The 24,240-nt window shown below is 36.7% G+C and carries 26 protein-coding genes; 10 read left to right on the top strand and 16 right to left on the bottom strand.

Annotation, left to right across the window (positions count from 1 at the left end; all coding sequences use genetic code 11):
* Window positions 1–10 precede the first annotated feature (10 nt).
* Complete coding sequence (locus tag ACVBAX_RS22585) at window positions 11–991, top strand: metal-dependent hydrolase (RefSeq protein WP_447119026.1); 981 nt, start codon at window positions 11–13, stop codon at window positions 989–991.
* Between the two features lie 33 nt (window positions 992–1,024).
* On the opposite strand, the gene ACVBAX_RS22580 is transcribed toward ACVBAX_RS22585, so the two are convergent.
* The gene (locus ACVBAX_RS22580; RefSeq protein WP_160548982.1) at window positions 1,025–1,294 is read right to left on the bottom strand and encodes a YfhJ family protein; all 270 of its coding nucleotides are present in this window, start codon (window positions 1,292–1,294) and stop codon (window positions 1,025–1,027) included.
* A gap of 96 nt (window positions 1,295–1,390) precedes the next feature.
* Here ACVBAX_RS22580 and ACVBAX_RS22575 point away from each other — a divergent pair, with 96 nt between their 5' ends.
* Window positions 1,391–1,543: a small, acid-soluble spore protein K gene (locus ACVBAX_RS22575; protein WP_160548983.1), complete on the top strand. Its 153-nt coding sequence runs from the start codon at window positions 1,391–1,393 to the stop codon at window positions 1,541–1,543.
* 6 nt (window positions 1,544–1,549) lie between these two features.
* Here the strand turns inward: ACVBAX_RS22575 and ACVBAX_RS22570 are convergent, their stop codons facing one another.
* Window positions 1,550–1,894: a YfhH family protein gene (locus ACVBAX_RS22570; RefSeq protein WP_340902677.1), complete on the bottom strand. Its 345-nt coding sequence runs from the start codon at window positions 1,892–1,894 to the stop codon at window positions 1,550–1,552.
* Between the two features lie 81 nt (window positions 1,895–1,975).
* On the opposite strand from ACVBAX_RS22570, the gene ACVBAX_RS22565 reads away from it, so the two are divergent.
* The gene (locus ACVBAX_RS22565) at window positions 1,976–2,635 is read left to right on the top strand and encodes an SDR family NAD(P)-dependent oxidoreductase (protein ID WP_447119023.1); all 660 of its coding nucleotides are present in this window, start codon (window positions 1,976–1,978) and stop codon (window positions 2,633–2,635) included.
* A gap of 6 nt (window positions 2,636–2,641) precedes the next feature.
* Here the strand turns inward: ACVBAX_RS22565 and recX are convergent, their stop codons facing one another.
* Complete coding sequence (recX, locus tag ACVBAX_RS22560; protein ID WP_447119021.1) at window positions 2,642–3,439, bottom strand: recombination regulator RecX; 798 nt, start codon at window positions 3,437–3,439, stop codon at window positions 2,642–2,644.
* Between the two features lie 102 nt (window positions 3,440–3,541).
* Here recX and ACVBAX_RS22555 point away from each other — a divergent pair, with 102 nt between their 5' ends.
* From ACVBAX_RS22555 to ACVBAX_RS22545, 3 genes are all read left to right on the top strand, one after another.
* Complete coding sequence (locus ACVBAX_RS22555) at window positions 3,542–4,444, top strand: TIGR01777 family oxidoreductase (RefSeq protein WP_447119019.1); 903 nt, start codon at window positions 3,542–3,544, stop codon at window positions 4,442–4,444.
* A gap of 75 nt (window positions 4,445–4,519) precedes the next feature.
* On the top strand, window positions 4,520–4,648 hold the full coding sequence (locus ACVBAX_RS22550; protein WP_084362114.1) for a YfhE family protein: 129 nt from the start codon (window positions 4,520–4,522) through the stop codon (window positions 4,646–4,648).
* A gap of 79 nt (window positions 4,649–4,727) precedes the next feature.
* Window positions 4,728–4,913: a YfhD family protein gene (locus ACVBAX_RS22545; protein WP_447119017.1), complete on the top strand. Its 186-nt coding sequence runs from the start codon at window positions 4,728–4,730 to the stop codon at window positions 4,911–4,913.
* Window positions 4,914–5,120: 207 nt separating this feature from the next.
* Here ACVBAX_RS22545 and ACVBAX_RS22540 read toward each other — a convergent pair whose 3' ends face one another.
* A complete protein-coding gene (locus ACVBAX_RS22540) occupies window positions 5,121–5,690 on the bottom strand; it encodes an NAD(P)H-dependent oxidoreductase (RefSeq protein ID WP_447119015.1) in 570 nt (189 codons plus the stop codon).
* 395 nt (window positions 5,691–6,085) lie between these two features.
* Between ACVBAX_RS22540 and ACVBAX_RS22535 the strand changes: the two genes are divergently transcribed.
* Window positions 6,086–6,526 carry an Rrf2 family transcriptional regulator gene (locus ACVBAX_RS22535; RefSeq protein ID WP_447119013.1) on the top strand — a complete coding sequence of 147 codons (441 nt, stop codon included), beginning with the start codon at window positions 6,086–6,088 and terminating at the stop codon, window positions 6,524–6,526.
* A gap of 306 nt (window positions 6,527–6,832) precedes the next feature.
* Here the strand turns inward: ACVBAX_RS22535 and manA are convergent, their stop codons facing one another.
* The 3 genes from manA to ACVBAX_RS22520 are packed head-to-tail and all read right to left on the bottom strand — an operon-like array spanning window position 6,833 to window position 9,418.
* On the bottom strand, window positions 6,833–7,777 hold the full coding sequence (manA, locus tag ACVBAX_RS22530) for a mannose-6-phosphate isomerase, class I (protein WP_447119011.1): 945 nt from the start codon (window positions 7,775–7,777) through the stop codon (window positions 6,833–6,835).
* A gap of 25 nt (window positions 7,778–7,802) precedes the next feature.
* The gene (locus tag ACVBAX_RS22525) at window positions 7,803–8,684 is read right to left on the bottom strand and encodes an ROK family protein (RefSeq protein WP_447119009.1); all 882 of its coding nucleotides are present in this window, start codon (window positions 8,682–8,684) and stop codon (window positions 7,803–7,805) included.
* Between the two features lie 20 nt (window positions 8,685–8,704).
* Entirely contained in the window at window positions 8,705–9,418 is a 714-nt protein-coding gene (locus ACVBAX_RS22520) for a GntR family transcriptional regulator (protein ID WP_447119007.1), read from the bottom strand.
* A 297-nt stretch (window positions 9,419–9,715) separates the two neighbouring features.
* Between ACVBAX_RS22520 and ACVBAX_RS22515 the strand changes: the two genes are divergently transcribed.
* Complete coding sequence (locus ACVBAX_RS22515) at window positions 9,716–10,306, top strand: hypothetical protein (RefSeq protein WP_447119005.1); 591 nt, start codon at window positions 9,716–9,718, stop codon at window positions 10,304–10,306.
* Between the two features lie 80 nt (window positions 10,307–10,386).
* On the opposite strand, the gene ACVBAX_RS22510 is transcribed toward ACVBAX_RS22515, so the two are convergent.
* The 4 genes from ACVBAX_RS22510 to ACVBAX_RS22495 all read right to left on the bottom strand — a co-directional run bounded on the left by ACVBAX_RS22510 (window position 10,387) and on the right by ACVBAX_RS22495 (window position 14,659).
* Window positions 10,387–11,193: a carbohydrate ABC transporter permease gene (locus ACVBAX_RS22510; protein WP_447119054.1), complete on the bottom strand. Its 807-nt coding sequence runs from the start codon at window positions 11,191–11,193 to the stop codon at window positions 10,387–10,389.
* A gap of 74 nt (window positions 11,194–11,267) precedes the next feature.
* Entirely contained in the window at window positions 11,268–12,152 is an 885-nt protein-coding gene (locus ACVBAX_RS22505) for a carbohydrate ABC transporter permease (protein WP_447119003.1), read from the bottom strand.
* Window positions 12,153–12,288: 136 nt separating this feature from the next.
* Window positions 12,289–13,587 carry an ABC transporter substrate-binding protein gene (locus tag ACVBAX_RS22500; RefSeq protein ID WP_447119001.1) on the bottom strand — a complete coding sequence of 433 codons (1,299 nt, stop codon included), beginning with the start codon at window positions 13,585–13,587 and terminating at the stop codon, window positions 12,289–12,291.
* Window positions 13,588–13,723: 136 nt separating this feature from the next.
* Window positions 13,724–14,659, bottom strand: a complete 936-nt coding sequence (locus tag ACVBAX_RS22495) for a glycoside hydrolase family 113 (RefSeq protein WP_447118999.1) — start codon at window positions 14,657–14,659, stop codon at window positions 13,724–13,726.
* Window positions 14,660–14,800: 141 nt separating this feature from the next.
* Between ACVBAX_RS22495 and ACVBAX_RS22490 the strand changes: the two genes are divergently transcribed.
* Together ACVBAX_RS22490 and ACVBAX_RS22485 are read left to right on the top strand one after the other, a co-directional pair.
* Window positions 14,801–16,177, top strand: a complete 1,377-nt coding sequence (locus tag ACVBAX_RS22490) for an MATE family efflux transporter (RefSeq protein ID WP_447118997.1) — start codon at window positions 14,801–14,803, stop codon at window positions 16,175–16,177.
* Entirely contained in the window at window positions 16,164–17,357 is a 1,194-nt protein-coding gene (locus ACVBAX_RS22485) for an AGE family epimerase/isomerase (RefSeq protein ID WP_447118995.1), read from the top strand. Before ACVBAX_RS22490 ends, ACVBAX_RS22485 begins: the two co-directional genes overlap by 14 nt.
* A gap of 48 nt (window positions 17,358–17,405) precedes the next feature.
* Here the strand turns inward: ACVBAX_RS22485 and ACVBAX_RS22480 are convergent, their stop codons facing one another.
* The 5 genes from ACVBAX_RS22480 to mgrA form a co-directional block, all read right to left on the bottom strand.
* Entirely contained in the window at window positions 17,406–18,284 is an 879-nt protein-coding gene (locus ACVBAX_RS22480) for an ROK family protein (RefSeq protein WP_447118993.1), read from the bottom strand.
* A 100-nt stretch (window positions 18,285–18,384) separates the two neighbouring features.
* Entirely contained in the window at window positions 18,385–19,776 is a 1,392-nt protein-coding gene (locus tag ACVBAX_RS22475) for a glycoside hydrolase family 1 protein (RefSeq protein WP_447118991.1), read from the bottom strand.
* 19 nt (window positions 19,777–19,795) lie between these two features.
* Window positions 19,796–22,030 carry an alpha-galactosidase gene (locus ACVBAX_RS22470; RefSeq protein ID WP_447118989.1) on the bottom strand — a complete coding sequence of 745 codons (2,235 nt, stop codon included), beginning with the start codon at window positions 22,028–22,030 and terminating at the stop codon, window positions 19,796–19,798.
* Window positions 22,023–22,979 carry an acetylxylan esterase gene (locus ACVBAX_RS22465; RefSeq protein WP_447118987.1) on the bottom strand — a complete coding sequence of 319 codons (957 nt, stop codon included), beginning with the start codon at window positions 22,977–22,979 and terminating at the stop codon, window positions 22,023–22,025. Before ACVBAX_RS22465 ends, ACVBAX_RS22470 begins: the two co-directional genes overlap by 8 nt.
* A 208-nt stretch (window positions 22,980–23,187) precedes the next feature.
* The gene (mgrA, locus tag ACVBAX_RS22460; protein WP_447118985.1) at window positions 23,188–24,180 is read right to left on the bottom strand and encodes an L-glyceraldehyde 3-phosphate reductase; all 993 of its coding nucleotides are present in this window, start codon (window positions 24,178–24,180) and stop codon (window positions 23,188–23,190) included.
* Window positions 24,181–24,240 lie beyond the last annotated feature (60 nt).

The following is a 24,240-nucleotide window of genomic DNA, read 5'->3' as shown; positions in this document are numbered from 1 at the left end:
GGAGATTCCTTTGGATACCGGTACACACGTTGTGATGGGATTAGCTTTAGGAGGACTTGCAACACTTGATCCCGTTGTAGCAAGCAGTTCTGCAACAGCCACTAGTGTCATGATTGCTACTCTTGTTGGCTCACAAGCCCCTGATATTGACACAGTATTAAAGCTTAGAAACAATGCCGTTTATATTCGTAACCACCGTGGAATCACACACTCCATCCCAGCTGTGTTGCTTTGGCCTTTAGCCATCACAGCTATTATTTATCCTATTTTTCCAGAAGCCAATTTACTTCACTTATGGCTTTGGACCTTTTTAGCTGTGTTTCTTCATGTCTTCGTTGATATTTTCAATGCATATGGTACGCAGGCGTTACGGCCGTTCTCTTCTAAATGGGTGGCGCTTGGTATTATTAACACGTTTGATCCATTTATTTTTGCGATGCATATTGTTGGCATAATTGCTTGGGTATTTGGAGCACATCCTGGTTATTCGTTTATCGGTGTGTATGCCGTCTTGGTTGCTTACTATATTTTTCGATTTATTACCCAGAGAAAGGTTTATCATGAGGTTAAAAAACTTGTTCCAGATGCAACAGACATCATTATTGCTCCAACGATGAAGTTTCACCAGTGGCGAATTGCTGTTATGAATAAAAACCAATTCTTTGTTGGACGTGCCCATGATAACAAAGTGCGTATCCTTGACCAATTTAAACGCGTTGCAGTCCCTGAGACCCCCGTTCTTGAAGCAGCAAAGCAAGATAAAAACCTTTCCGCTTTTCTATCGTTTTCTCCTGTTTATCGGTGGGAAGTGGATGAATATGATACGTATTACGAAGTACGTTTTATAGATCTACGGTATCGCAGTAACGGTCATTATCCATTTGTGGCGGTTGTTCAACTAGATCTTGAACTTAATATCCTTTCCTCTTATACGGGTTGGATCTTTAGCGAAGAAAAATTACGTAAAAAGCTGGATATTATCCCTGGATAACGAAAAGCGATGTCTCCGGTAGACATCGCTTTTTTAATGAAGTTCACTTGGGTCTTGCTCTAACAGATGCTTATATTTCGGATTAGAAGCAACAAAATCATGAAGCTTGTCACCATAATAATCGATCCATTGTCGAACAATTCTTTCAGTCATCTCACTTCCTCGGTAGGAGTAACCGGCCTTTGCTCTTGTTGTTTCAAAATCATCCCACAAAAGCTCCACCCATGTCTGGGCCTGTCCATACGAAAGTTTATCATTTTTTTCTAATAATAATTCAATTAGTTTTTGCTGATAATGTTCCATTCTTTTCACCTCTTTTCCAGTTATCGATCCCCTCTAAGTTAAGCATACTAAGAGTGCTTGATTATTTCATCATTCATCTTTTAGGAGGGTCATGCGATGCGAAATAAAGCAAAGGATTTTGCAAACCAAAACAGTAATAAATTCCAGGGTGAACCAAGGGCAAGACCTGAATTTGCTTCCAAAAGAGCGGATGGAACCATTAATACTCATCCACAAGAACGGATGAAAAATTCAAGTACTCGAGGGTAAATAAAATTATCGGGAATCAGCCTGTCTGGTTCCCTCTTTTCTCAACATCGAGATTGGTAATGCCTCTTCCTGTTTGTTCCCCACTAATCGATAACCCCACGCAAACACTCCGTTTAAATAATCAATTCTAAAATAAGCGCCTGGATCTCCTTCAATTTCATATATCTCACCAGGCTTAAAATCTAATGGATTTAATAAATACGCTTTGGCCATTATTGCTTTTCTTTCTAATACGGCATATTCGTTTACCATACCTAACTGCTCTGCTTTTCTTGCCTTCTCATTCAGTTTAGCTATTTCTTGATGTAATTCAAATTCTGAAAGTTCACTGTAACGTTTTTCTTTTTCCATCCCAACCACCTGCTTCTTAGGCTGTATTTTCGTATACGTAATGGTACCATAATATTATCTCAGACGAAAGGAAGATACATATTGGATTCGGTTATTATCACAGGAGCTGGAACGGGTCTAGGCCGAGAGTTAGCTTTAAAGTATGGAAAGGAAGGCTACCATCTTATTTTAGTTGGAAGGTCAGAAGAAAGCCTATCAGAAGTTAGAAAGCAATTAAATAACGCTCATATTATGGTTATGGATATACGTAACAAACAGGAAGTAGACGCGAACATTCAATCCCTTCTAAAGGAGTATAAAGTAGTCGGACTTATAAACAATGCTGGCATTGGTTTCTTCGGTCCTTTTGATAAAATAAGGGAAAATGAGATCGAGGAGATGTTTCAAACGAATGTCCTCGGAACCATGTATATGACTCAAGCTGTTCTTCCAAATATATGCAAATTAGACGGAAGCTTTGTTATGAATATCATTTCAACCGCTGGGCTGCGGGGAAAAGTGAATGAGTCGGCGTATGTTGCAAGTAAATTTGCCGTTCGAGGCTTTACTGAAAGCTTACAGAAGGAATATGAAACAAAGCCTGTTCTTATTTCAGCAGTGTATATGGGTGGAATGAACACACCTTTTTGGAAAGGTTCGGAACATGTAAAGGACCCTTCCAAATTCCGTTCTCCAGCAGAAGTGGCAGAGATCATTTTTTCACAAAAGGAGAAAGAATGTGTTGTGATTGAGTCCAAATAAACGATATTATTTGGACTCTAAATACTGTGTTATAGCGTCAATGGAAAAACCTTTTCGATAAAGGGCTTGCTTCATTTTTTGTTCATACTCATATCCAATATATTTACTGAATTTACGGTCCAACTTTTCTGCTTGATAACGCAATGACTCCATTTCTTCGTTATCACTTGTTGCTTCGATTTGCTCAAGAGCAACTTGGTTGACCTGTGAGTTATATCCTTTTCTGAATAAAAGTTGGTCGATCTTTTGTTTCATGATTTTCTGTGATTCTTGTTTGTTTTTCTTCATATATTTCTCACATAAAGCAACCGCTTTTTCAAGCTGTAGTTCAAATGGAAACTCATCCATCGCTTCTAGAATATATGTTTCTGCTATTCCTTTTTCCTTCAGTTCTCTCTTGATAACTGTTGGTCCTTTATCCGTTGTATTCATTTGAGTTCTTACATAGGCAAAGGCAAGCTGTTCATCATTTAGAAATTGGTATTCGTTCAGTTTATGAATGACCTCTTGAATGATTACCTCATCCACTTCTTTTTCAACTAAATGTTTTCTTACTTCAGCTTCTGTTCGCATCATTCGTGATAAATAATTTACTGCTGTGTTGTAAGCTTTTCGTATATCATCTGAATACGCTATTTCCGATAAGAGAAGGTCATCAAGCTCCATACCCTTTTTCAGGCTGTGTTTGATTAGTACGTCCTCATCCACACTGAAACCATATTCTTCTCCTTTTCCATGATCAAGGAAAATATTATAACGATCGGTTCGTTTTTTTTGAACTGTTATTTTTGTGATTGTTGGCATCTTTATTCACCTCTTTTAGTAATGTAGCACATTTGAGTACGCTGAAAATGAAGGCAATCTTGTAGAATAAAAGTAAATGATTTTTTATAAGGAGGAAAGCTGATGCGAATTGCCATAACGGGCGGGACTGGACTTGTTGGCAATGCTCTTACTGAATCACTCAGAGCGGACGGACATGATCTTTATATTTTAACGCGTAATCCCGAAAATGGGTATCAAAAAGGGGTCACTTATGTGAAGTGGCTTTCAAGTAGGGCAGATCCTGCTAGCGAGCTTGAGGCTGTCGATGTATTCATTAATCTCGCCGGGGAGTCCATTAATAGTGGACGATGGTCAGATAAAAGGAAAGCTTCCATATTAAATAGCAGAGTAAGTGCAACGAACGAGGTAGTTTCTATCATAAAACACTTAAAGCAAAAACCAAAATTACTTATCAATGCCAGCGCGATAGGTTTTTACGGAACCTCCACAGTTGATACTTTTACTGAAGCAACCGAAAAAGCAGGTGATGATTTCCTTGCACAGACGGTGGAAAAATGGGAGGCTGCAGCCCTTGAGGCTAGAGAGTTTGGGGTGCGAACTGTATTTGCTCGCTTTGGAGTCATTTTAGACAAAAAGGATGGTGCTCTGCCGAGAATAGCTCTTCCTTATCATTTGTTTGCAGGAGGAACGGTTGGTTCTGGGGATCAATGGCTTTCTTGGATACATATAAAAGATGTCGTTAGCGGACTTCGGCATGTAATTGAATCAACTGAGCTGGCTGGTCCCGTCAATTTTTGTGCTCCTCATGCAGTGACGATGAAGAGTTTTGGAAAAACACTTGGGTCGGTCTTAAATCGACCTCATTGGATACCTGCCCCATCGTTTGCGCTTCAACTTTTACTTGGTGAAATGAGCATACTAGTGCTCGAAGGACAAAGGGTGATTCCTGAAAAGTTACTTAAGAGTGGGTTTTCGTTCACCTTTCCGACTCTTGAAGAAGCTCTTTCTAATATTTACTCATAAAAGAAGTATGCAAATGGAGTGTTAAGGTAAAAATTAGTAACGTGATTACTACCTTAATGAAAGGATGTTTTTTGAATGAGTGATAAGAAGAAAAAGGATAAGTCTAAAAGCACGTTGTCAAGCATGCAAGAAGTAACTTACTCACGTGAGTTCAAACTTGCTGACCAAGCAGGAGGATTCTCTGGTAAAAAGTCGAGACATTAAACTTTTTCCATTCATAACAATGTCCGGGAAGGTAAAGGATAAAAGTACGGGAATATGTTAAATTTCCGTACTTTTTTCTATGAAAGGGGCAGAGTTGGCATTGAGTAAAAAACAAACACTTCCACAAACACCAAAGAATTTGAAATCAGACGGGTTGGATGTAGAATTTAGCCGTGACCTAGCGGACCATGACGACTTAGAAGCAATGGCTCGTTCAAAAGCGGCAGACCAGCGTGCTAAAAACGGACAAAACCAAAAGTTCTAAGTAAGGTCGGTTTTGCATTTAATTATTAAGACTTTTCGTTTTGTGTTTTTATCTGGCTTTGGAAGAATCCTTATTTGTTGTATACAATAAGACACTTCCAAATTCAATCGCTATTACATTAGTTACATGTACACACTTTAATTACCTGTAACCATTTTAACAACAACCATTCCAAAAACCAAGACCTCCACTGAGAGGTCTCGGTTATTAGAATTGGGAATTAACAGTATTTTTAATCTCTTCTAGCATTCCTTTTCTAGTTGAATCATCTACTTGAGGAACACTTCCAAAAGTTAAGTGACCTACACTTTCAATCCCACAGAATTCAAACACGCCAGTTGTAGAAGTTTTCTTTAATGCTTCAGTCATACCAATAGTGTCATAAATATCTTTTGGTGTTCCGTGAGTATTAATGATTAAACCCTTTTTCCCTGTTAGAAGTTTATCAACACCACCCTCAGCATTGTACTGATAAGCAAAACCATACGTGTAAACTCTGTCAACATAACCTTTTAAGATAGCAGGCATCCCTGTCCACCAGATTGGATAAATAAATGTGATTACATCTGCTTTACGTATATAATCTTGTTCTTCTTTTACTTCTGATGATACTTCACCTTTTCCATCAAATGTTAAAACAGGATCTAACCCAATGCTGTATAGGTCTCTTACAGATACTTCGTGTCCTTTTTCTTGTAAAGTCGCTACAACAGTTTCTAGGATTGCGTGATTAAAACTATTAGGGTTCGGATGTGCATAGACAACTAAATGATTCATTACTAATTCCTCCAATGTTAATATTTCATATTTAAAGTACCCAGAAGATTGCCATGTATTCCAAACCAAACGTTAGTAATTCCTTGATTATCTTGATGTGGTGTTCTGGAAGGATCTCAGTTCTTAATGTATTTAATGTTCATACTTGTGGAAATCTCTATAACACTTTGGCTGTTATATTTAAGAATTTCTCATTCATACAAACCTGAGGTTTATTTTTTACATTGTAATCAAACTGGTTACATGTAACAATATAAATTACATGTAACCAGTTTGTCAACAGGTTAACCTTAATGAATTTTTTAAAGAATTTCTTCGTACTTAAGGTATAATAAACTTGTAACCATTTTAATTACACTTTTATTATTATTCAAATTTCTAGGAAGGTGCTTTAGATGTCCATTAGTAGCAGATTTGCTGTTGGGATCCATATTCTAACTCTTATTGAGATTAATAAAACGGGAGTCAACTCTTCCGAATTTTTAGCAGGTAGTGTTAACACAAATCCAGCAGTTATTAGGAAGATAATGGGGATGCTAAAGAGCGCGGGTTTAGTTCATGTACGTCCTGGCATTGCAGGCGCTGAATTAGCGAAAGATTTGTCTGATATCACATTGCTTGATGTGTATAAAGCTGTAAATGTGATACAGGAAAAAGAATTATTTAGTATCCATGAACATCCTAATCCTGACTGCCCTGTTGGAAGAAACATTCAAGATACAGTTCTTCCACTTTTTACAATTGCCCAAACAGCAATGGAGAAAGCTTTGGGGAATGTAACTATTGAAGATGTGGTGAAAGATATACTAAAAAAAGAGAAGGTAAATATTAAGTAAAAAAGGCTTTACTAACTGGTATACTTTACCTCTAACCAATTTCTGACCGCTTATATCGCGGTCTTTTCTTTTGAATAATCCTTATAACCCCCACATAAAACGGACTTTCTTATTGAACTAAACACTGCTTTTGTTGAATAAGAAAAAGCGATCGCCTTATGGAAGAATCGCCCCCTTTAGTTTAATTAGAAAAAGGCTGTTCCAAAGTAAACCATCAATTATTGTAATGATTTTCTAAGTACCATAATAAAAGAGGTCGTAACATTTAGTAACGACCTCTTTTGTTTTTCAAAAATAATTTTCAATTTATGGTTGAGAAACAAGCACTTCGATCGGCCCTTTCATTTCAAATACTCCAAAATTTACTGGTAATATAAAATGATCGCCTTTTCCCAAAAGGTAAGTTTCCCCATCTTTAACTAATGAACCTTCTCCATTAATCACACTACACAATAAATATTGATTATACGATTTAAAAGATGCGGTTGTTTCTATTTCCCATTTGTAAACAGAGAAAAATGATGATTCGATATATGTTGTAATTTTAGCTCCATTTTCCTGATGAGTAACGGGGGTTATTGTTTCGGCCTTATGTGGTACAGTTGTAACTTCAATCGCCTTTTCTAAGTGAAGCTCTCTTCTATTTCCACCATCATCTACACGTTCATAATCATATACCCGATAGGTGGTATCCGAGCTCTGTTGCGTTTCTAATACAAGCGTCCCTTCACACAAAGCGTGAATAGTACCGCTTGGTACGAAAAAGAAATCACCAGGCTTTATTTTTACCCGCCCGAGTAAGTCTTCCCATTTACCTTCCTTTATAAAATACATTAACTCTTCTCTTGAATAGGCTTTATGGCCAAAAATCATCTCTGCATTCTCTTTACAATCTAGAATGTACCAACATTCTGTTTTACCCAACTCACCGTTCTCATGGATTTTTGCATAGACATCATCAGGATGGACCTGAACCGATAAATCCATATTAGCATCTAGTATTTTAGTTAATAACGGAAATACTTCCTCTTTTGGATTCCCAAATAATTCAGGATGTTCCTTCCATAGTGCATCTAGGGTTACTCCAGCATATTCCCCATTTTCAACAACGGATGCTCCGTTTGGATGTGCGGAAATTGCCCAGCATTCACCAATACGTCCTTTTGGGATATCGTATCCGAATTCATCATGAAGAGAGGTTCCTCCCCAAATTCGTTCTTTAAAGATCGGCTTTAAAAATAAAGGCTGCATCCTTTATCCTCCTGTTTCTCCTATATCATTTTCTTTTTTCTAATACCTGTTGTGCAATCATTAACGCTCCTGTAATTCCTGCATCGTTTCCTAATTTAGGACTAACGATATAACGCTCTATATCATTTGTTATTTCAGGGAAAACTACGTAATCATTTATCAATTGCTTCAAGTGTTTATAAATAAGAGGGAAAACTTGCATTTGCTTCATGACTCCGCCTCCTAAAATTATTCTTTTAGGTGACAGAATAAGGATATATTGCATAAGCGCTTGGGCAATATAGTATGCTTCTAGCTCCCAAACTTCGTTATTCATTTGGAGTTCTTCCGCCTTTAATCCCCATCGCGCTTCAATTGCTGGCCCTGAAGCTAATCCCTCCAAACAATCTTGATGATAAGGACAATTTCCTTCATAACGGTCGTCTTTATGACGTCGAATGAGAATATGTCCCATTTCAGGATGAGAGATTCCTTGTAAAACACTTCCTTGAACAACTGCTCCAGCACCTATGCCAGTTCCAACTGTAATATAGAGACAACTATCCATGCCCTGAGCAGCTCCATGATGGAGTTCTCCTAAAGCAGCTGCATTTACATCTGTTGTAATTCCCACAGGAATATTCAACTGCTCACGAACTGTCGCAAGAAGAGGAAAATTACGCCATGCTAATTTCGGTGTTGATGTAATTACTCCAAAAGTTGAACTTTCTGGGTTTACATCAACTGGCCCAAACGAACCTATGCCAATCGAATTTATATTATATTGTTTAAAAAACTCTATCACTTTTGGCATGGTGAGTTCTGGTGTATTCGTCGGTATTGTAAGCCGTTCTACCACCGATCCATCCGTTTTTCCCACTGCGCAGACAAACTTTGTTCCTCCTGCTTCTATTCCCCCTAAAAGCATCTCTGTTAACTCCTTTCGATTTATCTATTGACCGTTACCGTTGTAAAAACAAACTTATCATAGTGATGACGTGAAAAAGAATATTCAAACGGGATTCCGGTTATCAAAAACGCTACTTGTTCTACTTCCAATATTGGGTCATCTGCCTTACAACCTAGATATTCCTGATCTAGCTTATTCGATTTACATGCCCTAATCTTGCGATGTGCTCCACCTACTTTTAATTCGAGAGTCTCCTTAATATGCTTATAAATAGAAGAGTGAAGGACCGCATCATTAATTCCTGGAATTAAATTAGCAGGCATGTAAGTTTCTTCAATTACATAAGGTTCATTATTTACAATTCTTAAACGAATAATATGGTATACAGGTGTATCCATGTCGATTCTAAGCTGTGTTGCAACTATTTCAGATGGAAATTGTATTTCGAACGTAATAACCTGACTCTTTACTTCTTGATCACGTGCTAATGTAGATAATCCAATGTTTTCTTCGCTGATAATATTTACTTTATCGTCCTCAAAAGGAGGCTTAATAATAAAGGTACCATGGCCTCTTTTTCTATATAAAAGCCCCTCTTTAACCAGAATATCCAGAGCTCTTTTCATCGTCACTCTACTGCAATCAAATTCCTGCGCAAGCGTGTATTCATCAGGAATCGGCTGATCCAATGGGTACAAGTCACGTTTAATTCTATTTCTTATTTCAGTTGAAATGATTTCATATTTATTCATAATTAACACCTTCCCTAAAATTACGATCCTTTTCATCTTCAGAACACTGCAATGGTCCAATAAAAACCATTTCTAATATTTTATAGGTATATATCTAATACAACATACATTCAAAAAAATTACACTATATTTTTCAATATTATATGAAGAATAATTTAAATGAAATCAATACCAACAATAAATAAATGAATATACATTTTAAAGACATATTTTTATACGTTTAAATACTTAAATACGCTTGAATTTATAAGTATTTAAAGGTATAAATATATTAAATTACAAAAAAGGGTGGACATTTTGAAGAATTTGATAAGACTTTTAATCGAACGTATTTCCCAATACTCTATTTCAAGCTTCTTTTTTTGGATATATATGATAAAAGGCGGAGTTATTTATGGATTCGTACCTTCTGCCATTGGGCTTGTAAACAGCTTACATGATGATTATGAAGATCAATCCATTCAGTCGGTATTCCGCATGTCCTATGATCAACATCACCAGTATAAGGGCCTATCGTTCTTTTTGTTTTTATTTAGTGGGTTAACGGTAATGAGTATCTATCAACCACTACATAGCTTATTTCCATTTCTGGGCTTAATACAAATTCCGCTACTGGTTTGGACAGCGGTTTTATGGATTTTTTTCATCTATACCGTCTATTTTTTGGCTACTGATAAAAATCAGGCACATCCCCGAAAATGGCTTTATGCATTAGCATTTGATACATGTATAAGGCACCCACTAAGGAGTTTAGTTATATTTATTACACTGATAGCATTTAGCTTAATTGTAAAAATAAATTTAATCGCATTTATCTTTTTAGCACCCCCACTTTTTATCATTCTTACGAGGAAAATTGTTTATATTCCCGATTTAATAAGAAATTAGAACAATAAGATGCTTGGAAGAGAGGAAAACTCTCTGCCAAGCATTTTTATTACTCTTCCTCTAATATAAAGAGATAAAATTTATTTTACTGAGCCAGAAACACCGTTATAAATATATTTTTGTAAGGCAAGAAAGACAATAAGAATTGGTGTGATAACGATAATAACACCAGCGAGAATAACAGGCCAATCGGTTCCATAAGGTCCTTTAAATGCAAATAATGCAGTAGAAATAACCTTTAATTCAGGTGATGGCATGTACAGAAATGGATTGTAGAAATCATTATAGATAGCAACACCACTAATGATCAGAATGGTAATCATCGGTGCCTTCAATAAAGGCAAAATAATTTTCCGGTAAATTTGGAAGTAAGAGGCACCCTCTAAAATGGCAGCTTCATCTAATGAAACAGGTATATTATTCAAATACTGTAAAAAGATATATACCGCAATTACATCCGTACCAAGATTCAATACGATAACGGACCAAATGGTGTTAAACAATCCCATTCCGTTAATAATCTGGAATGTTGCAACCTGTGTAGTGATTCCAGGGATTAAAGTTGCTAGAAGGAATAACGCCATGATTACCTTCTTCATTTTAAATTCAAATCGGTTCAGAATGTAAGCAATCATCGTTCCTAGTAACAACTTACCCAAAATCGAAACTACAAAGATTAATAGAGTATTCTTAAAACCAACTAACATCTGTCCATCGATAAACGCTCTTGTATAGTTGTCAAAAGTAAAGTTTTCTGGCCAAGAAAGAACTCCCGTCGATAAAAACTCCTCTTTCGTCTTAAAGGAACCAAGGAAAACGACGAGTACAGGAATTATTGAAACAGCTACACCAAGTAATAAACTCCCATACTTTACGATTGCCCCCATGATCTTCTTGATGATAAGTAATGAGTCTACTTTAGTAGAAGTTTTTGTTTCAATTACACTAACATTTGCTTTCATTATCGCACCCCCTTTTCTCTGGTTAAGAATCTTTGGATCACTGTAACAACTATGACAATGATCAACAGGATGATAGCCATAGCAGAAGCTAACCCTAATTTATGGTACTTAAAGGCTGTATCAATTGTTTGTATGACGAATGTTTTCGTTCCATTTGACCCTCCAGTCATAATATAAGGAATATCGAATACGCTTAGTGATCCGCTTATACCTAATATGATATTTAAAAATACAATTTGTTTAATACTCGGTAAAATAATGTATATAAATTGCTGGAAACGACTCGCTCCATCAATTTCTGCCGCTTCATAAATTTCTGTATCGATTGATTGGATGGCTCCTAGGAAAATGATAAAGTTAAAACCCATATAACGCCATATGGATGTAAAAGCTAAAGAAAGATTATTTAATGACCGATCCCCGAGCCATAATTGTATTTGATTTTCTAAACCTAGGAAGGTTAATACGGTATCTAACGTTCCTCCACCTTTATAGAAGTATAAAAAAATAAAACCTATTGCCACTCCATTTAAAAGGTAGGGAAAGAATAGTACACCCTTCCAGAAATTAGCGAATTTAACTTTAAATGTTAGAATGGTAGCAAAATATAGTGCAATTCCTAATTGGACAAAGGTTGCCACAAAGTAATAAAGACTAACTTTAAATACGGAAAAGTATTCAGGGTTAGTAAATATTTTTAAATAATTTTCGAAGCCTACGCTATTCTTTGTAGGACTAGTTCCGTTCCAATCGGTAAAGCTATATTGAATCATTTTTACAAGTGGATAATAAGAAAACAATAATAGAAGGAATACAGGGATAGCTGAAAAAAGAAAAATGATTAATCTCCGCTGTGCCTTATAACTTAGTTCTAATTTATTCATAGTTTCTACTCCTCTTATCTCATTAGCTGGCTCTAATTGAATAAGAATAAAAATTTTCAATTCTAATTTATATTAGAGGAACTGGGTTGTTACATCTTTTGTAACCAACCCAGTTAAAAGACTACTATTAATTACTCTAGTTACTAAACTCTTTCAAAGCATTAGCCCATCTAGAGTTTAAATCCTTCATAATCGCATCAAAGGACTCATCAGAATTCCCCTTAGCTGCATCAACAACTCTTTGCTTCGTTGCTTCAGTTGTATCGATACCAATTTCGGAAGCATTGTTGATATCACTAAATAATGATTCTTTTCCTTCAGGTGCTGGATTCGCTTGAATAAATTCTACTCCAGCTGTTTCCATAGCTTTAAGTGATGTTGGCATTTCTTTTCCAACAATTGGTGAAATAGCCCCTGTATCTTGAGTATAATTTGACTCATTGATAAACCAATCTAAGAATGTACGCGCAGCTTCTTTATGTTCACTATTTGCGTTAATTCCGATATTATAGTCTCCACCAATTGCTGCATACTGCTTTCCATCTGGAGCAGTGATCGGGAAGGCAGCATACTGAATGTCTTCAGGGTTTTCTGCTAATGCTTGAACTTGCTCGATTGCCCAGCTTCCTAGAACCATAACAGCAATTTTCCCATCCGCTAAATCTTTCTTTGACTGTTCCCAATCCGTTGTGGAAGGATCTGCTTCTGTTAAGCCTTTTTTCGCTAAATCATATAATAGTTTATAAGATGAATTTAAAACTTTACCTTCTGCAAATGGTTCATTGTCAGAAACCATTTTATTAGTAACATCTGGGTCTCCAGATGCTCCTGTACGAATGAAATCCCAGTTTGTTAGAGTCCAACCAGATGCATAGTTCGTGTATAAAGGTGTTACATCTGGGTTCTTTTTCTTAATCGTTTCCAATGCAGCAACAAAATCATTTGGATTTGTTGGAATGGTTTCAATTCCTGCATCTTTAAATACTTTCATATTAACAAGAATCCCCGTTGTATTTACTGCAATCGGAATTCCATAGGATACTCCCTCATACGCACGGTCACTTAATAGCATATACTTCTCAGATAGTTCATCTACTTCGCCTAGTGGTTCTAAGAAGGTTGCATTGTCTTCCGGCTTAATGGTGGTTGGAACCATAAATACGTCGCCATAATCCTTTGAATTCAAGCGAATTTGCATTTGTCCTGCATAATCCGTAATCGTTTCGACTTTGACATTGATATCAGGATGTTTTTTATTGAACTCGGCAATATATTCATCCCATTTACCATTACCAGTCCAGTCAGTTTTGTGATTAATAAATGTAATGGTTTCCTTTCCAGAATCTGCGTCAGTTTTATCAGAACCGCCGCTACAACCGGCTAGTGCAATAGCCAAAGCACTTGCCACAATCCCCATACGGAATAACTTCTTCATTCTACTTCCCTCCAAGGTTTAAATTCAGCAAACGTTTACAAAAACATTGTAACACCTTTTAATTTATTTTGTATAGTCTTTTATTTTTAAAAATTAATACTTTTTTTAAAAATCATTAATACTATCAATCTTTTACTTATTTAATACTATTATAATAATTATAAATTACCTCTTCTGCTGGCTTTCCATAAACCGCATAATCTTGATTAGATGGCGCATCTTCTTTTGGATAAAGATGTGCTTTCCAGTCCCACATGGCAAAACCCTTTACCCAACTGCGTTTACTGGTTGCCCTAAACATTTCTTCATACCATTCTTTTTGTACATTCATATCTGCTTTCCCTCTTAGGGTCCAATCGTTTGGAAGCATTTCTCCACCCTCCCAGCTAGGGCAACCTGCTTCACAAAAGAAGAATGGCTTACCATGCTTTAGGATAACGCTTTCAATTCGATCTAACTGTTCTTCCCATTTATCAATTGGATAATAACCGCTAGAGGAAATTACATCGACGGCATCCCACCATTTTAGTACATCTTCCTGGTATTTATCACAATTATAAGTAACTAAACCACTATATACTTTTCTCACTTCATCGATTAAATGTCGCCATTCCTGTTCCCGGCGATCGGCATTTACCATTTCACAACCAACTACAAACATATAACAATTAGTTTCTTCTGCGAGTTTTGCATAGTGAAGAATAAATTCATTATAGGAAGAAAACCATTCTGACCATTTCGGCTCACAAGGTACATCTGTATCAAAGAAGTTAATATGAGCTCTCCAAGTTCCATCGGAGACATTGACCATCGGCTTTAAAATTACGGTTAAATCTAGTGATTTGGCAAACTTTACCATTTCAGTGATTTCCTTATCACTCACTACATTTGGATGGTCCTTCCAGTTTATTGTCGTTGATTGTGGATGACCCTGTTCAGCTACTACTGTTAGAACGACATGATCAATTCCACACCTTTCTTTAAGCCATTGTAAAGATTGTTTTGCTTTTGGATCACTCCATTCTCCTTGCTTACTCATATAACCAAAACTGAACCCTTTAATAAACTTCATCTCTTCAACCTCCATTTGAATTAACAAAAGTAAACAAAAAGTAATATATTTAAGTTGAAATGTATATACTTTTGTTGTAGATTTATTATATCTTTCTAGATTCTTTAAGTAAAGTTATTAAATTGAAAGTATGTGAGGAAAATGGATAATAAAAACGAATATTACAAACGGATGTTATACTTCACAATCCCTATTACCATCCAGCTACTTATTACTTCGAGTCTTAATATGATTGATTCTATAATGGTTGGAAGATTAGGTGTTGATAGTATTGCAGCAGTAGGGGTGAGTAACAAGTTCTCGCAAATTCTTATTATTCTTCTCCAGGGATTTGCAAGCGGTGCCACTATTTTTTGTGCGCAATATTGGGGAACGAAGAACAAAAAGGGGGTAAGCCGGGCAGTCATATATGTTAGTGTTATTTCTACTCTCTTTTCTTTACTTTTTACTATCATTACCAGCTTCTTCTCTTATCAGATCATTGGTATTTTTTCATCAGATCCTTCGGTTAAAACAATAGGTAGCGATTTTCTAATCATTATCGGACATACCTATGTATTTACCGCATTATCAATGATTTTTGTAGTAGCTTTAAAGACTACAGGAGAAGTCCGTAAGCCAACTTATTATAGTGTAATCGCTTTAGTCATTAATACACTATTAAACTATATTTTGATTTATGGGAAATTCGGAGCACCTGAACTGGGTGTAGAAGGGGCAGCCATTGCTACACTCATCGCACGCATTGTTCAGACTGGTCTTCTATTCATGCTATTAATCAAACAGGATTTTATTTCGTGGAAGATCATTAAGGAAAACCTAGATGTATTTCGTAGTAACTTAAGTAGAAGTTATTTTAAAATCACCTTCCCCTCCATTGTAAATCATGCAACTTGGGGAGTAGGAGATACGATCTTTTTCTGGTTATACGCGTCAATGGGGACGAGTCAAACCGCTGCCATTTCTCTTATTGATCCAATCATCTTCATTTTCACCTGTATCTTTACAGGAATAAGTGATGCGTCATCCGTCATGATTGGAAATGAAATCGGAGCCAACCAGAAAAAGAAAGCCTTTGAGTATGCGAAACAATTTCTTAAGATTACGGTACTATTATCGATTATTGCAGGAATATTGATTTTCTTCGCAATGCCTTATGTTTTGTCCTTGTATCATATCACCCAAGAAGTTGAACAATATGTTTATAGTCTCATTTATGTATATCTAGCGATCTCTCTTGCAAAAAATATTAACTATATTAATAATGTGGGGATTTTAAGAGCTGGAGGTGATACAAAATATGTCATGTGGCTAGATACATTAGGAGTATGGTTATGTGGTCTTCCTTTGGCCGCCCTGGGTGTTTTCTTCCATCTCCCACTATTTATTGTCTACGCTCTAGCTAATTCACATGATGTGATACGAGCCGTCCTAGGAGTAAAAAGGACATTAACGAAAAAATGGATCAGAAATATTGTAGAGGAACAAGAGGAGGTAGTCCCACTTGAAAAAATATGAATTTTTGAACGAACTAAATGATACCATCTTGCCATTTTGGATAAAACTACTAGATTACGAGAATGGCGGTTCTTATGGAACCGTCGATTACAACTTACAGTTATATAAAGAGAGTCCTAAGGGGGGGGTCATTTGCGCTCGTCATTTATGGTCTTACTCTCGTGCCTATCTTATAATGAAGGATGACTCTTATTTACAGGCAGCTGAACATTCTTACCAATTTTTAATTAATAGCCTCTGGGATGATGAACATAAGGGTATTTTTTGGCTTGTCGATTATAAAGGTTCTCCACTTATTTCTGCAAAGCATATTTATGCCCAAAGCTTTGCTCTTTACGGTTTAAGTGAATATGCGAAAATCTCACCAAATCCGGAGGTTTTAGAACGTGCCATTCGTCTGTTTTATTTAATAGAGGAGAAATGTTTTTCTGAAAAGCACGGAGGATATTTTGAGGAGTTTACTATTGATTGGAAACAAAAGGAAAATGAACTACTGAACGAAGGACCTGGAGCCATTTTTACAACGAACAGTCATCTTCACCTCTTAGAAGCGTTTACGAATTTATATAGCGTTTGGCCAAATGAACTCTTATTGGATAGAATTACGCACCTGCTAGATATATTTCGTACAAAGATATATAACGAAAAGGAGCATTATTGCCAAGTATCATTTGATTGTGATTGGGTTCCTACAAAGGATACATATTCGTATGGACATGATATTGAAACTAGCTGGTTATTAACAGAAACGCTGCATATAACCAAATTGGATCGACCTGATATTCTTGAAATGAATAAGCAAATTGCTTACCGTGTGGCAAGTGAAGGAATAGATGCAGATGGTTCTATTTACGATGCCAAATCTAATGGAATGGTAAATAAAACAAGAGTATGGTGGGCTCAGGCTGAAGCTGTCATTGGCTTTTACAATGCTTATCAATTAACAAAAGATGAAACCTTTATCACGTATAGTGAAAACGTGTGGAAATATATCCAAGAAAAATTCCATGATTCTCGCCCAAATGGAGAATGGTACTCAAGAATCGATGAAAGGGGCGAAGTTATTTCTTCCTTACGAAGTGAGGTCTACCAGACACCAGAGAACATCGCCGATTCCTGGAAGGGTTTTTACCATAATGGTAGACTATGTTTTGAAATGCTACAAAGACTTCCTGTTTAGAAAAAACTGAGTAAGGCCCCTCACCTATAAGGTGAGAGGCCTTTTGTTTTACTTGTTATAGTTTAGTTTGAAGTTGTAGACCGCTCCAATGAGATTGGCATCATTCTTGTATTGACATATTTCAATTTCCGGAAAAATGGTTGCAATCTTTACTTGTTCGATAATTTCTGTAAGCTTACGTGTTACCTGCGGGATTAAATCTGACTTACTTGATACACCACCGCCGATGATTATTTTTTCTGGATCAAAACTGTACTGTAAGTTATAGATGCCCTGTGCAAGGTATCTATAAAATTTCTCTACCTCTTCAATAGCCACTTGATCCCCTTGTTCCGCTAGATCAAAAACTTCCTTTCCGCTTATTTCCTTACTGGTAAGTTTCATTCGTTCAGCATATCGATTAGCCATACTTACAGGGGTAGCTAAAGCACTAAAGGTTCCTTCATCAGTTAATAACATATACCCAAATTCACCACCAAAAAGATGCTTCCCATGATGAATTTTACCATTTACAATGACTGCCCCTCCTATTCCAGAGCCAACTACCACAAAGATAACATCCTTTAATCCTTTGGCAGCACCCATCCAAACCTCTGCTAAACCAGCACAGTTGGCATCATTTTCAATAGCAATTGGACAGCCAAGCAGCTCAGTCAGTTCCGTAAATATTGGGAAGTTATGCAAGTATGGGACCGCACTTGCCCCTTCAATGATACCCGTCTTTTGGTTCACTGCTCCTGGGGAACTAAATGCTATACCTTCTATTTGATATTGATCACCAAATTCTTGTTTCACACGTAGTAAATTTGCTTTCATTTCTTCCCATGTAGCTGGAGTAACAAACGAGCCTTTTCCAGTGATTTCTTCACTATCCCAAACTCCATACTTTACTGCCGAACCGCCGATATCGAATACAACTAGTGACATGTTAACACTTCCTGTTCTTTTTTATGAAAAAACACCTAATTTGCCAGGACATTGATAGCCTCTTACAAAAATAGGTGCTTTTTACAAACATCCTTACTCTTTACTTTATAGCGTTATTTTCAATTACTTCTTTTATCCAATAACCTGACTTTTTAATGGTCTTCACTTGTGTATGAATATTATTTGAAATAAATCCATAACGATTACGGTAAGCATTCTTCCATGACCAGCAGTCAATAGGTGTCCATAAATGGTAACCAAAGCAATTGGATCCTTCTTCAATTCCTTTATGCAACCATTCTAGGTGCTCTTGAATAAATTCAATTCGGTAGTCATCCTCAATCATACCTTCAGCATTAAGGAATCGCTCTTCACGGGAGACACCCATACCATTTTCTGATACAAACCATTCAATGTTTTTATAGTTATCACGAATATTTAAAGCAATATCGTACAGTGCTTGAGGATAGATTTCCCAGCCTTTATCTACATTCATTCTACGCCCTGGCATATCATAGTTATCATAGTAACGGTTTGGCATCCAATCAGCCGTACTATTTGGCGAAATATCAGGAGCTTTCACTCGGGAAGGATGATAGAAATTTACTCCTAATGTATCAATTGTATTTTCCTTAATAATAGATAATTCTTCTTCAGTTGATTCCCAGATGACTTTATCTTTTGTCAATAAATCCACTAATTCTGTTGGAAACTCCCCATTAACCGCTGCATTTAAAAACATCTCATTACGCCATAAATCAGCAATTCTGCCCGCCTTTACATCTTCCTCATTGTCAGTAGCAGGATATGAAGGTGTCAGGTTTAGAATCGTCCCTATCTTTGCTCCACGGTCATGCATCCCCATTTCACGAAAGACTTTAATTGCCTTTGCAGAAGCTAAGTTGAGGTTATATGCTACTTGAACCGCTTTCTTGCCATCTACAAGTTTTGGGTAGTGAAATTGATATAAGTACTGCCCATCGACTATTACCATCGGTTCATTAAACGTAAACCAATGTTTGACCCGATCACCAAATAACTCAAAGCATTTACCAGCGAATCTTACAAATAACTCCACTACGTGTTTTGATTCCCAGCCTCCATATTTATTATAAAGTTCTACTGGTAAATCAAAGTGATGTAAGGCCATAACTGGCGTAATTCCTTGTTTTATAAATTCATTAATCACATTATTATAATAACGCACACCATCTTCATTGACAGTAGCTGTTTCCAAATCATCGATTAATCTAGTCCACTGAATCGATGTTCGAACGGAATTGAGGCGAATATCCTTCATTAATTTTATATCTTCTACATAGCTATTGTAAAAATTGGAGGCTGTATCCGGACCTACTTGATTATAAAACTCCTCTGGTTCTACCTCATACCAATAATCGAATACATTAGCATGTTCCTTATTAAAACGACCTTCACTCTGGGGACCTGATGTAGCAGCACCCCACCAAAAATTTTCCGGGAACTTTTTCATGGTTGTCTCTCCTAAACTATTAGTCTTTTGCTTTTAAATAAAATAATTTACTATTATAATCCTTCACTTTCTCTCTAGCCCAAAACTCATCAGCTTTCCCAATAAAGTTATCTCCGAATAATAAGCCGATTTGCATTAAGTCATCCCCATATCGGAGAAGACTGCCATTGACTTCATATAATTTGTCTTCGGCTAAACCTTTTAATAATAATCGTTCATATGGGCGATTCGGTTTCGCTAATACCTCGTAATAACCAACAATTGCTTCTGAATGATCTTTGGACACAACCATCCATGCGGTTTCATTCCCAGCAAATGGGCTCATTAATCTAATAAATGTCCCTTGCTGGAACAGTCTTCGATGCTCTTTAAAAAATGCAATGTCCTTTTTAATCTGTTGCTTTTCTAGTTCCGTCAATAACGTAACGTCTAATTCATAACCGAAAGTACCAAAGAAGGCTACATTTGTTCTTGTTTCTAAAGATGTCGTTCTCCCTACTTGATGATTCGGGACAGCAGAAACATGGCTTCCTATGCTAGATAATGGATAGACCATGGATGTGCCATATTGGATCTTTAAACGCTCGACACCATCCGTATCGTCACTTGCCCATGCCTGCGGGGCATAATAGAGCATACCCGGATCAAAACGTGCTCCCCCACCAGCACAAGACTCAAATAAAATATGAGGATATTGTTCTATCAATTTTTCATATAAAGAATAAACTCCTAATATATAACGGTGAGAGACCTCACCCTGTTGGTCTGCTGGTAACGCCACAGAAAAGGCTTCTGAGATGTAACGGTTCATGTCCCATTTGATGTAATCAATTTGACACTCAGATAGGATAGAATCCATCTGTTCAAAAATATTCTCGACAACCTCCTGACGAGAAAAGTCTAAAATAAATTGGTTTCTACCATGAGAGAGCCTCTTACCAGGAACTTGAATCAACCAGTCCGGATGTTCGCTAAATAATTTAGTATCCTTACAGACCATTTCTGGTTCAAACCAAAGACCAAATTTTAAGCCCAGTCCATGTATTTTTTCTGATAGCCCTTTCATTCCATTAGGCAATTTTTCCTTATTCACAAACCAATCACCTAGGGAGGACGTATCATCTTGACGATTACCGAACCATCCATCATCAAGAACAAATAATTCCATTCCTAAATCAGCGCCAGTCCGAGCAATTTCCATGATTTTTTCTTCATTGAAATGAAAATATGTTGCTTCCCAGTTATTAATTAGAATAGGGCGTTCCTTATCACGCCATTCTCCTCTAGCTAGTCTATTTCTATAAAACTCGTGAAACGATTGACTCATTTCATTTAGACCATTGGCTGAATAGACTAGTACTGCCTCTGGTGTTTGGAAGCTTTCATTTGGGTTTAGCTTCCATGTAAATTGAAACGGATTAATTCCTATCATTGCTCTAGTTACGTTGTAAGTATCCACCTCAACTTGAGCTAAGAAATTCCCACTATAAATTAGACTAAAACCGTATGCTTCCCCAAAATGTTCAGTTGTTTCCGGGCGTGCTAACGCAATAAAAGGATTATGGGCATGACTACTAGCTCCCCGAGCACTTGAAACCGATTGCACTCCAGTTAATAGAGGTCTTCTTTCCACATGATTTTCCCTTGCCCATGCTCCATTAAGATGGATGAGTTCAAAATCTTTGTGAGGAAAATCTATACTTAAACTCATTGCATTTTCAATTTGATAGGTTTCTAGACCACTATTAGTAAATTTTGCACTTCTAGCAATCACTGAGCGACCTTTAAAAATGGTGTACAACATATGCAAAGAAAGCACAGAATATTTATCCTTTAGAATAATTTCTAATGTTTCAGCCTCTTCTGCTGTTTCTGCATATGTGGCAGGAAGCCCCTCTAATCTAGGTTTTCCTTCTATAATATTGAAACTAGTATATTCAAAATTTGAGATTCGATCACCTAACGGATACTTTATTTGTTGGGCTGGATAACGGAAATCTGTTGATCCAAAACTTGGATACTCCTGTCTAATATGTTCGAGCGATGTTGTATGGTCTCCCTCAAACTGATTATTAGAAGGGCGTACTTCCCTTTCGGTTAAATAGTCAAAGTTGTTTCGATGATTAATGCTTTTTCCAAAGTATAAATGTTCTAATTGTTGAATTTTATCCATTACACGAAATAAATAACTCACCTTACCGTTTGTTAAATGGAACTCTAGTCTATCCTTGTTTACCTTTATCATTCTACTCATTTAACAAGAACCCCTTTACACGGTCTCCAAATTTCGGCAAATACTCATGCCCATGTTCCGGGAAGAAAATCATCTCTTTAGGAGATTGTATTTTGTTGTAAACCGCAAATTGTTGTACTGGGTAGCAAATGCCATCCTCTAATGCAATGGCCCATTTAACTTCAGCCTTGATTCTTGATACAAAATGTTGCAAATCAATATATTCTAATGTGTTAAAAAATTCCTCTTCCCGTTCATGCATAGGGTCGCGGAAACGAAACCAATAATGCAATTCTTCATAGGCCGAAGAGGTTATATCAAATTCAAATGCCTTCCGATAATCGCTTAAGAACGGATATTGTGTGACTACCTTTTTCACTCTAGGTTCTAGAGCCGCGCATATTAAAGATAATGCTCCTCCTTGAGAGGCACCTTGAACATAGATTTCTTCACTATCCACTTCTTCCATAGACATTAGGATTCTAGCAGTTTGCACTGTATCCAAGAATACAGAACGGAAGTATAAACTTTCTGGTCCTTCTTCCACCCCACGAATAATTAACCCTTTCATAGTGGTGCCTTTTACAACGGATCTATCTTCCGAAAGACCTCCTTGCCCCCGACAATCCATTGCTAATACAGAAAATCCTTCTGCAACCCATCCAGCCTTGTCTCCGAAATCTCCACTATCAACATGATAGCCATGGAACATGAGCATTCCAGGTACTTTGCCTTTAACTTGTTTCGGTTTAGCGTATTGACATCTAATTCTAGCTCCGCCAACCCCAGTAAAATAAAGATTATAAAAATCTGCCACATTAGATGGGATGTTAACCTTCTCTAATTCATAATCCAAGGGGAGTTTTTCAAGTTCTTCTAACTGCAATTTCCAAAATTCATCAAAATCTACCGGTTTAATTCCTTTTCCAAAATAATCTTTATATTGATTCACGACCTGTTCTATTTTCATGAGAACACTCCTTATATCGTTATCGCTTTCATTATAATGTATATACTTAGTTATGTAAATGTATATATCTAATATAAATATGTAAACTCTTTTTAATTTTAATGTAAAAATTAATTCTTTCACTTATGAGCAGTTGTAATAGTAGAATACTAAGAATTAAAAATGAAAAAAAGCGCCCCCTACAATTGGGGACACTGAACATGTTTGATTAGTTATTAAGGATATCATCTATCATTACTAATTCTTCATCAGTAAATTCTAAGTTATTTAAGGCAGCTACGTTTTCTTCAATTTGGCTAGTTTTGCTAGCACCAATAAGAACAGAAGTCACTCTGCCACCTCGCAATACCCATGATAGAGCCATTTGAGATAGGCTTTGCCCACGCTCTACAGCTATATGATTAAGCTTATGAACTCGGTCAATTACCTCTGGCGTTATATGATCCTCTTGGAGGTAGCCTGTAGGCTTTGCTACACGAGAATCACTTGGAATGCCCCCTAAATACTTATTTGTTAACAAACCCTGTGCAAGGGGACTAAATGCTATCGAACCAACCCCATTTTCCTCTAAAACATCTTGTAATCCATCTTCAATCCATCTATTAAACATAGAATAGCTTGGCTGATGAATAAGTAATGGAGTTCCAAGTTGATTTAGAATTTCAATCGCTTTCGTTGTTTGTTCAACGCTATAGTTAGAAATACCAATATACAAAGCCTTACCTTGACGCACAATGGAATCCAAAGCTGCCATAGTTTCCTCTAACGGTGTATTCGGATCCGGACGATGAGAATAAAAAATATCGACATAATCTAAGCCCATTCGTTTCAGGCTCTGATCTAAGCTTGATATAAGATATTTTCTTGACCCCCAATCACCGTATGGCCCTGGCCACATATAATAACCTGCTTTTGTGGAAATAACCATTTCGTCACGATACGGTGCGAAATCTTTTTTTAGCAATTGTCCAAATATTTCCTCTGCAGAACCTGGTGGCGGCCCATAGTTGTTCGCAAGATCAAAATGCGTTATTCCCAAGTCAAAAGCTCTCCTTAACATACTACGGCCATTTTCAAAGGTATCTACCCCTCCAAAATTATGCCATAATCCCAGTGAAACAGCCGGTAATAATAATCCTGACCTGCCACTTCGATTGTATTTCATTGATTCATAACGACTTTCTTCAGATAAATAAACCATATTAAAATCCCCTAATTGAAATAAAATTCAAAGGTCAGCCTCTTAAGACTGACCTTTATT

Source organism: Robertmurraya sp. GLU-23, from assembly GCF_052983275.1.
The sequence above is the reverse complement of the archived record's forward strand: the minus strand, read 5'-3'. Positions and strand labels throughout refer to the sequence as shown.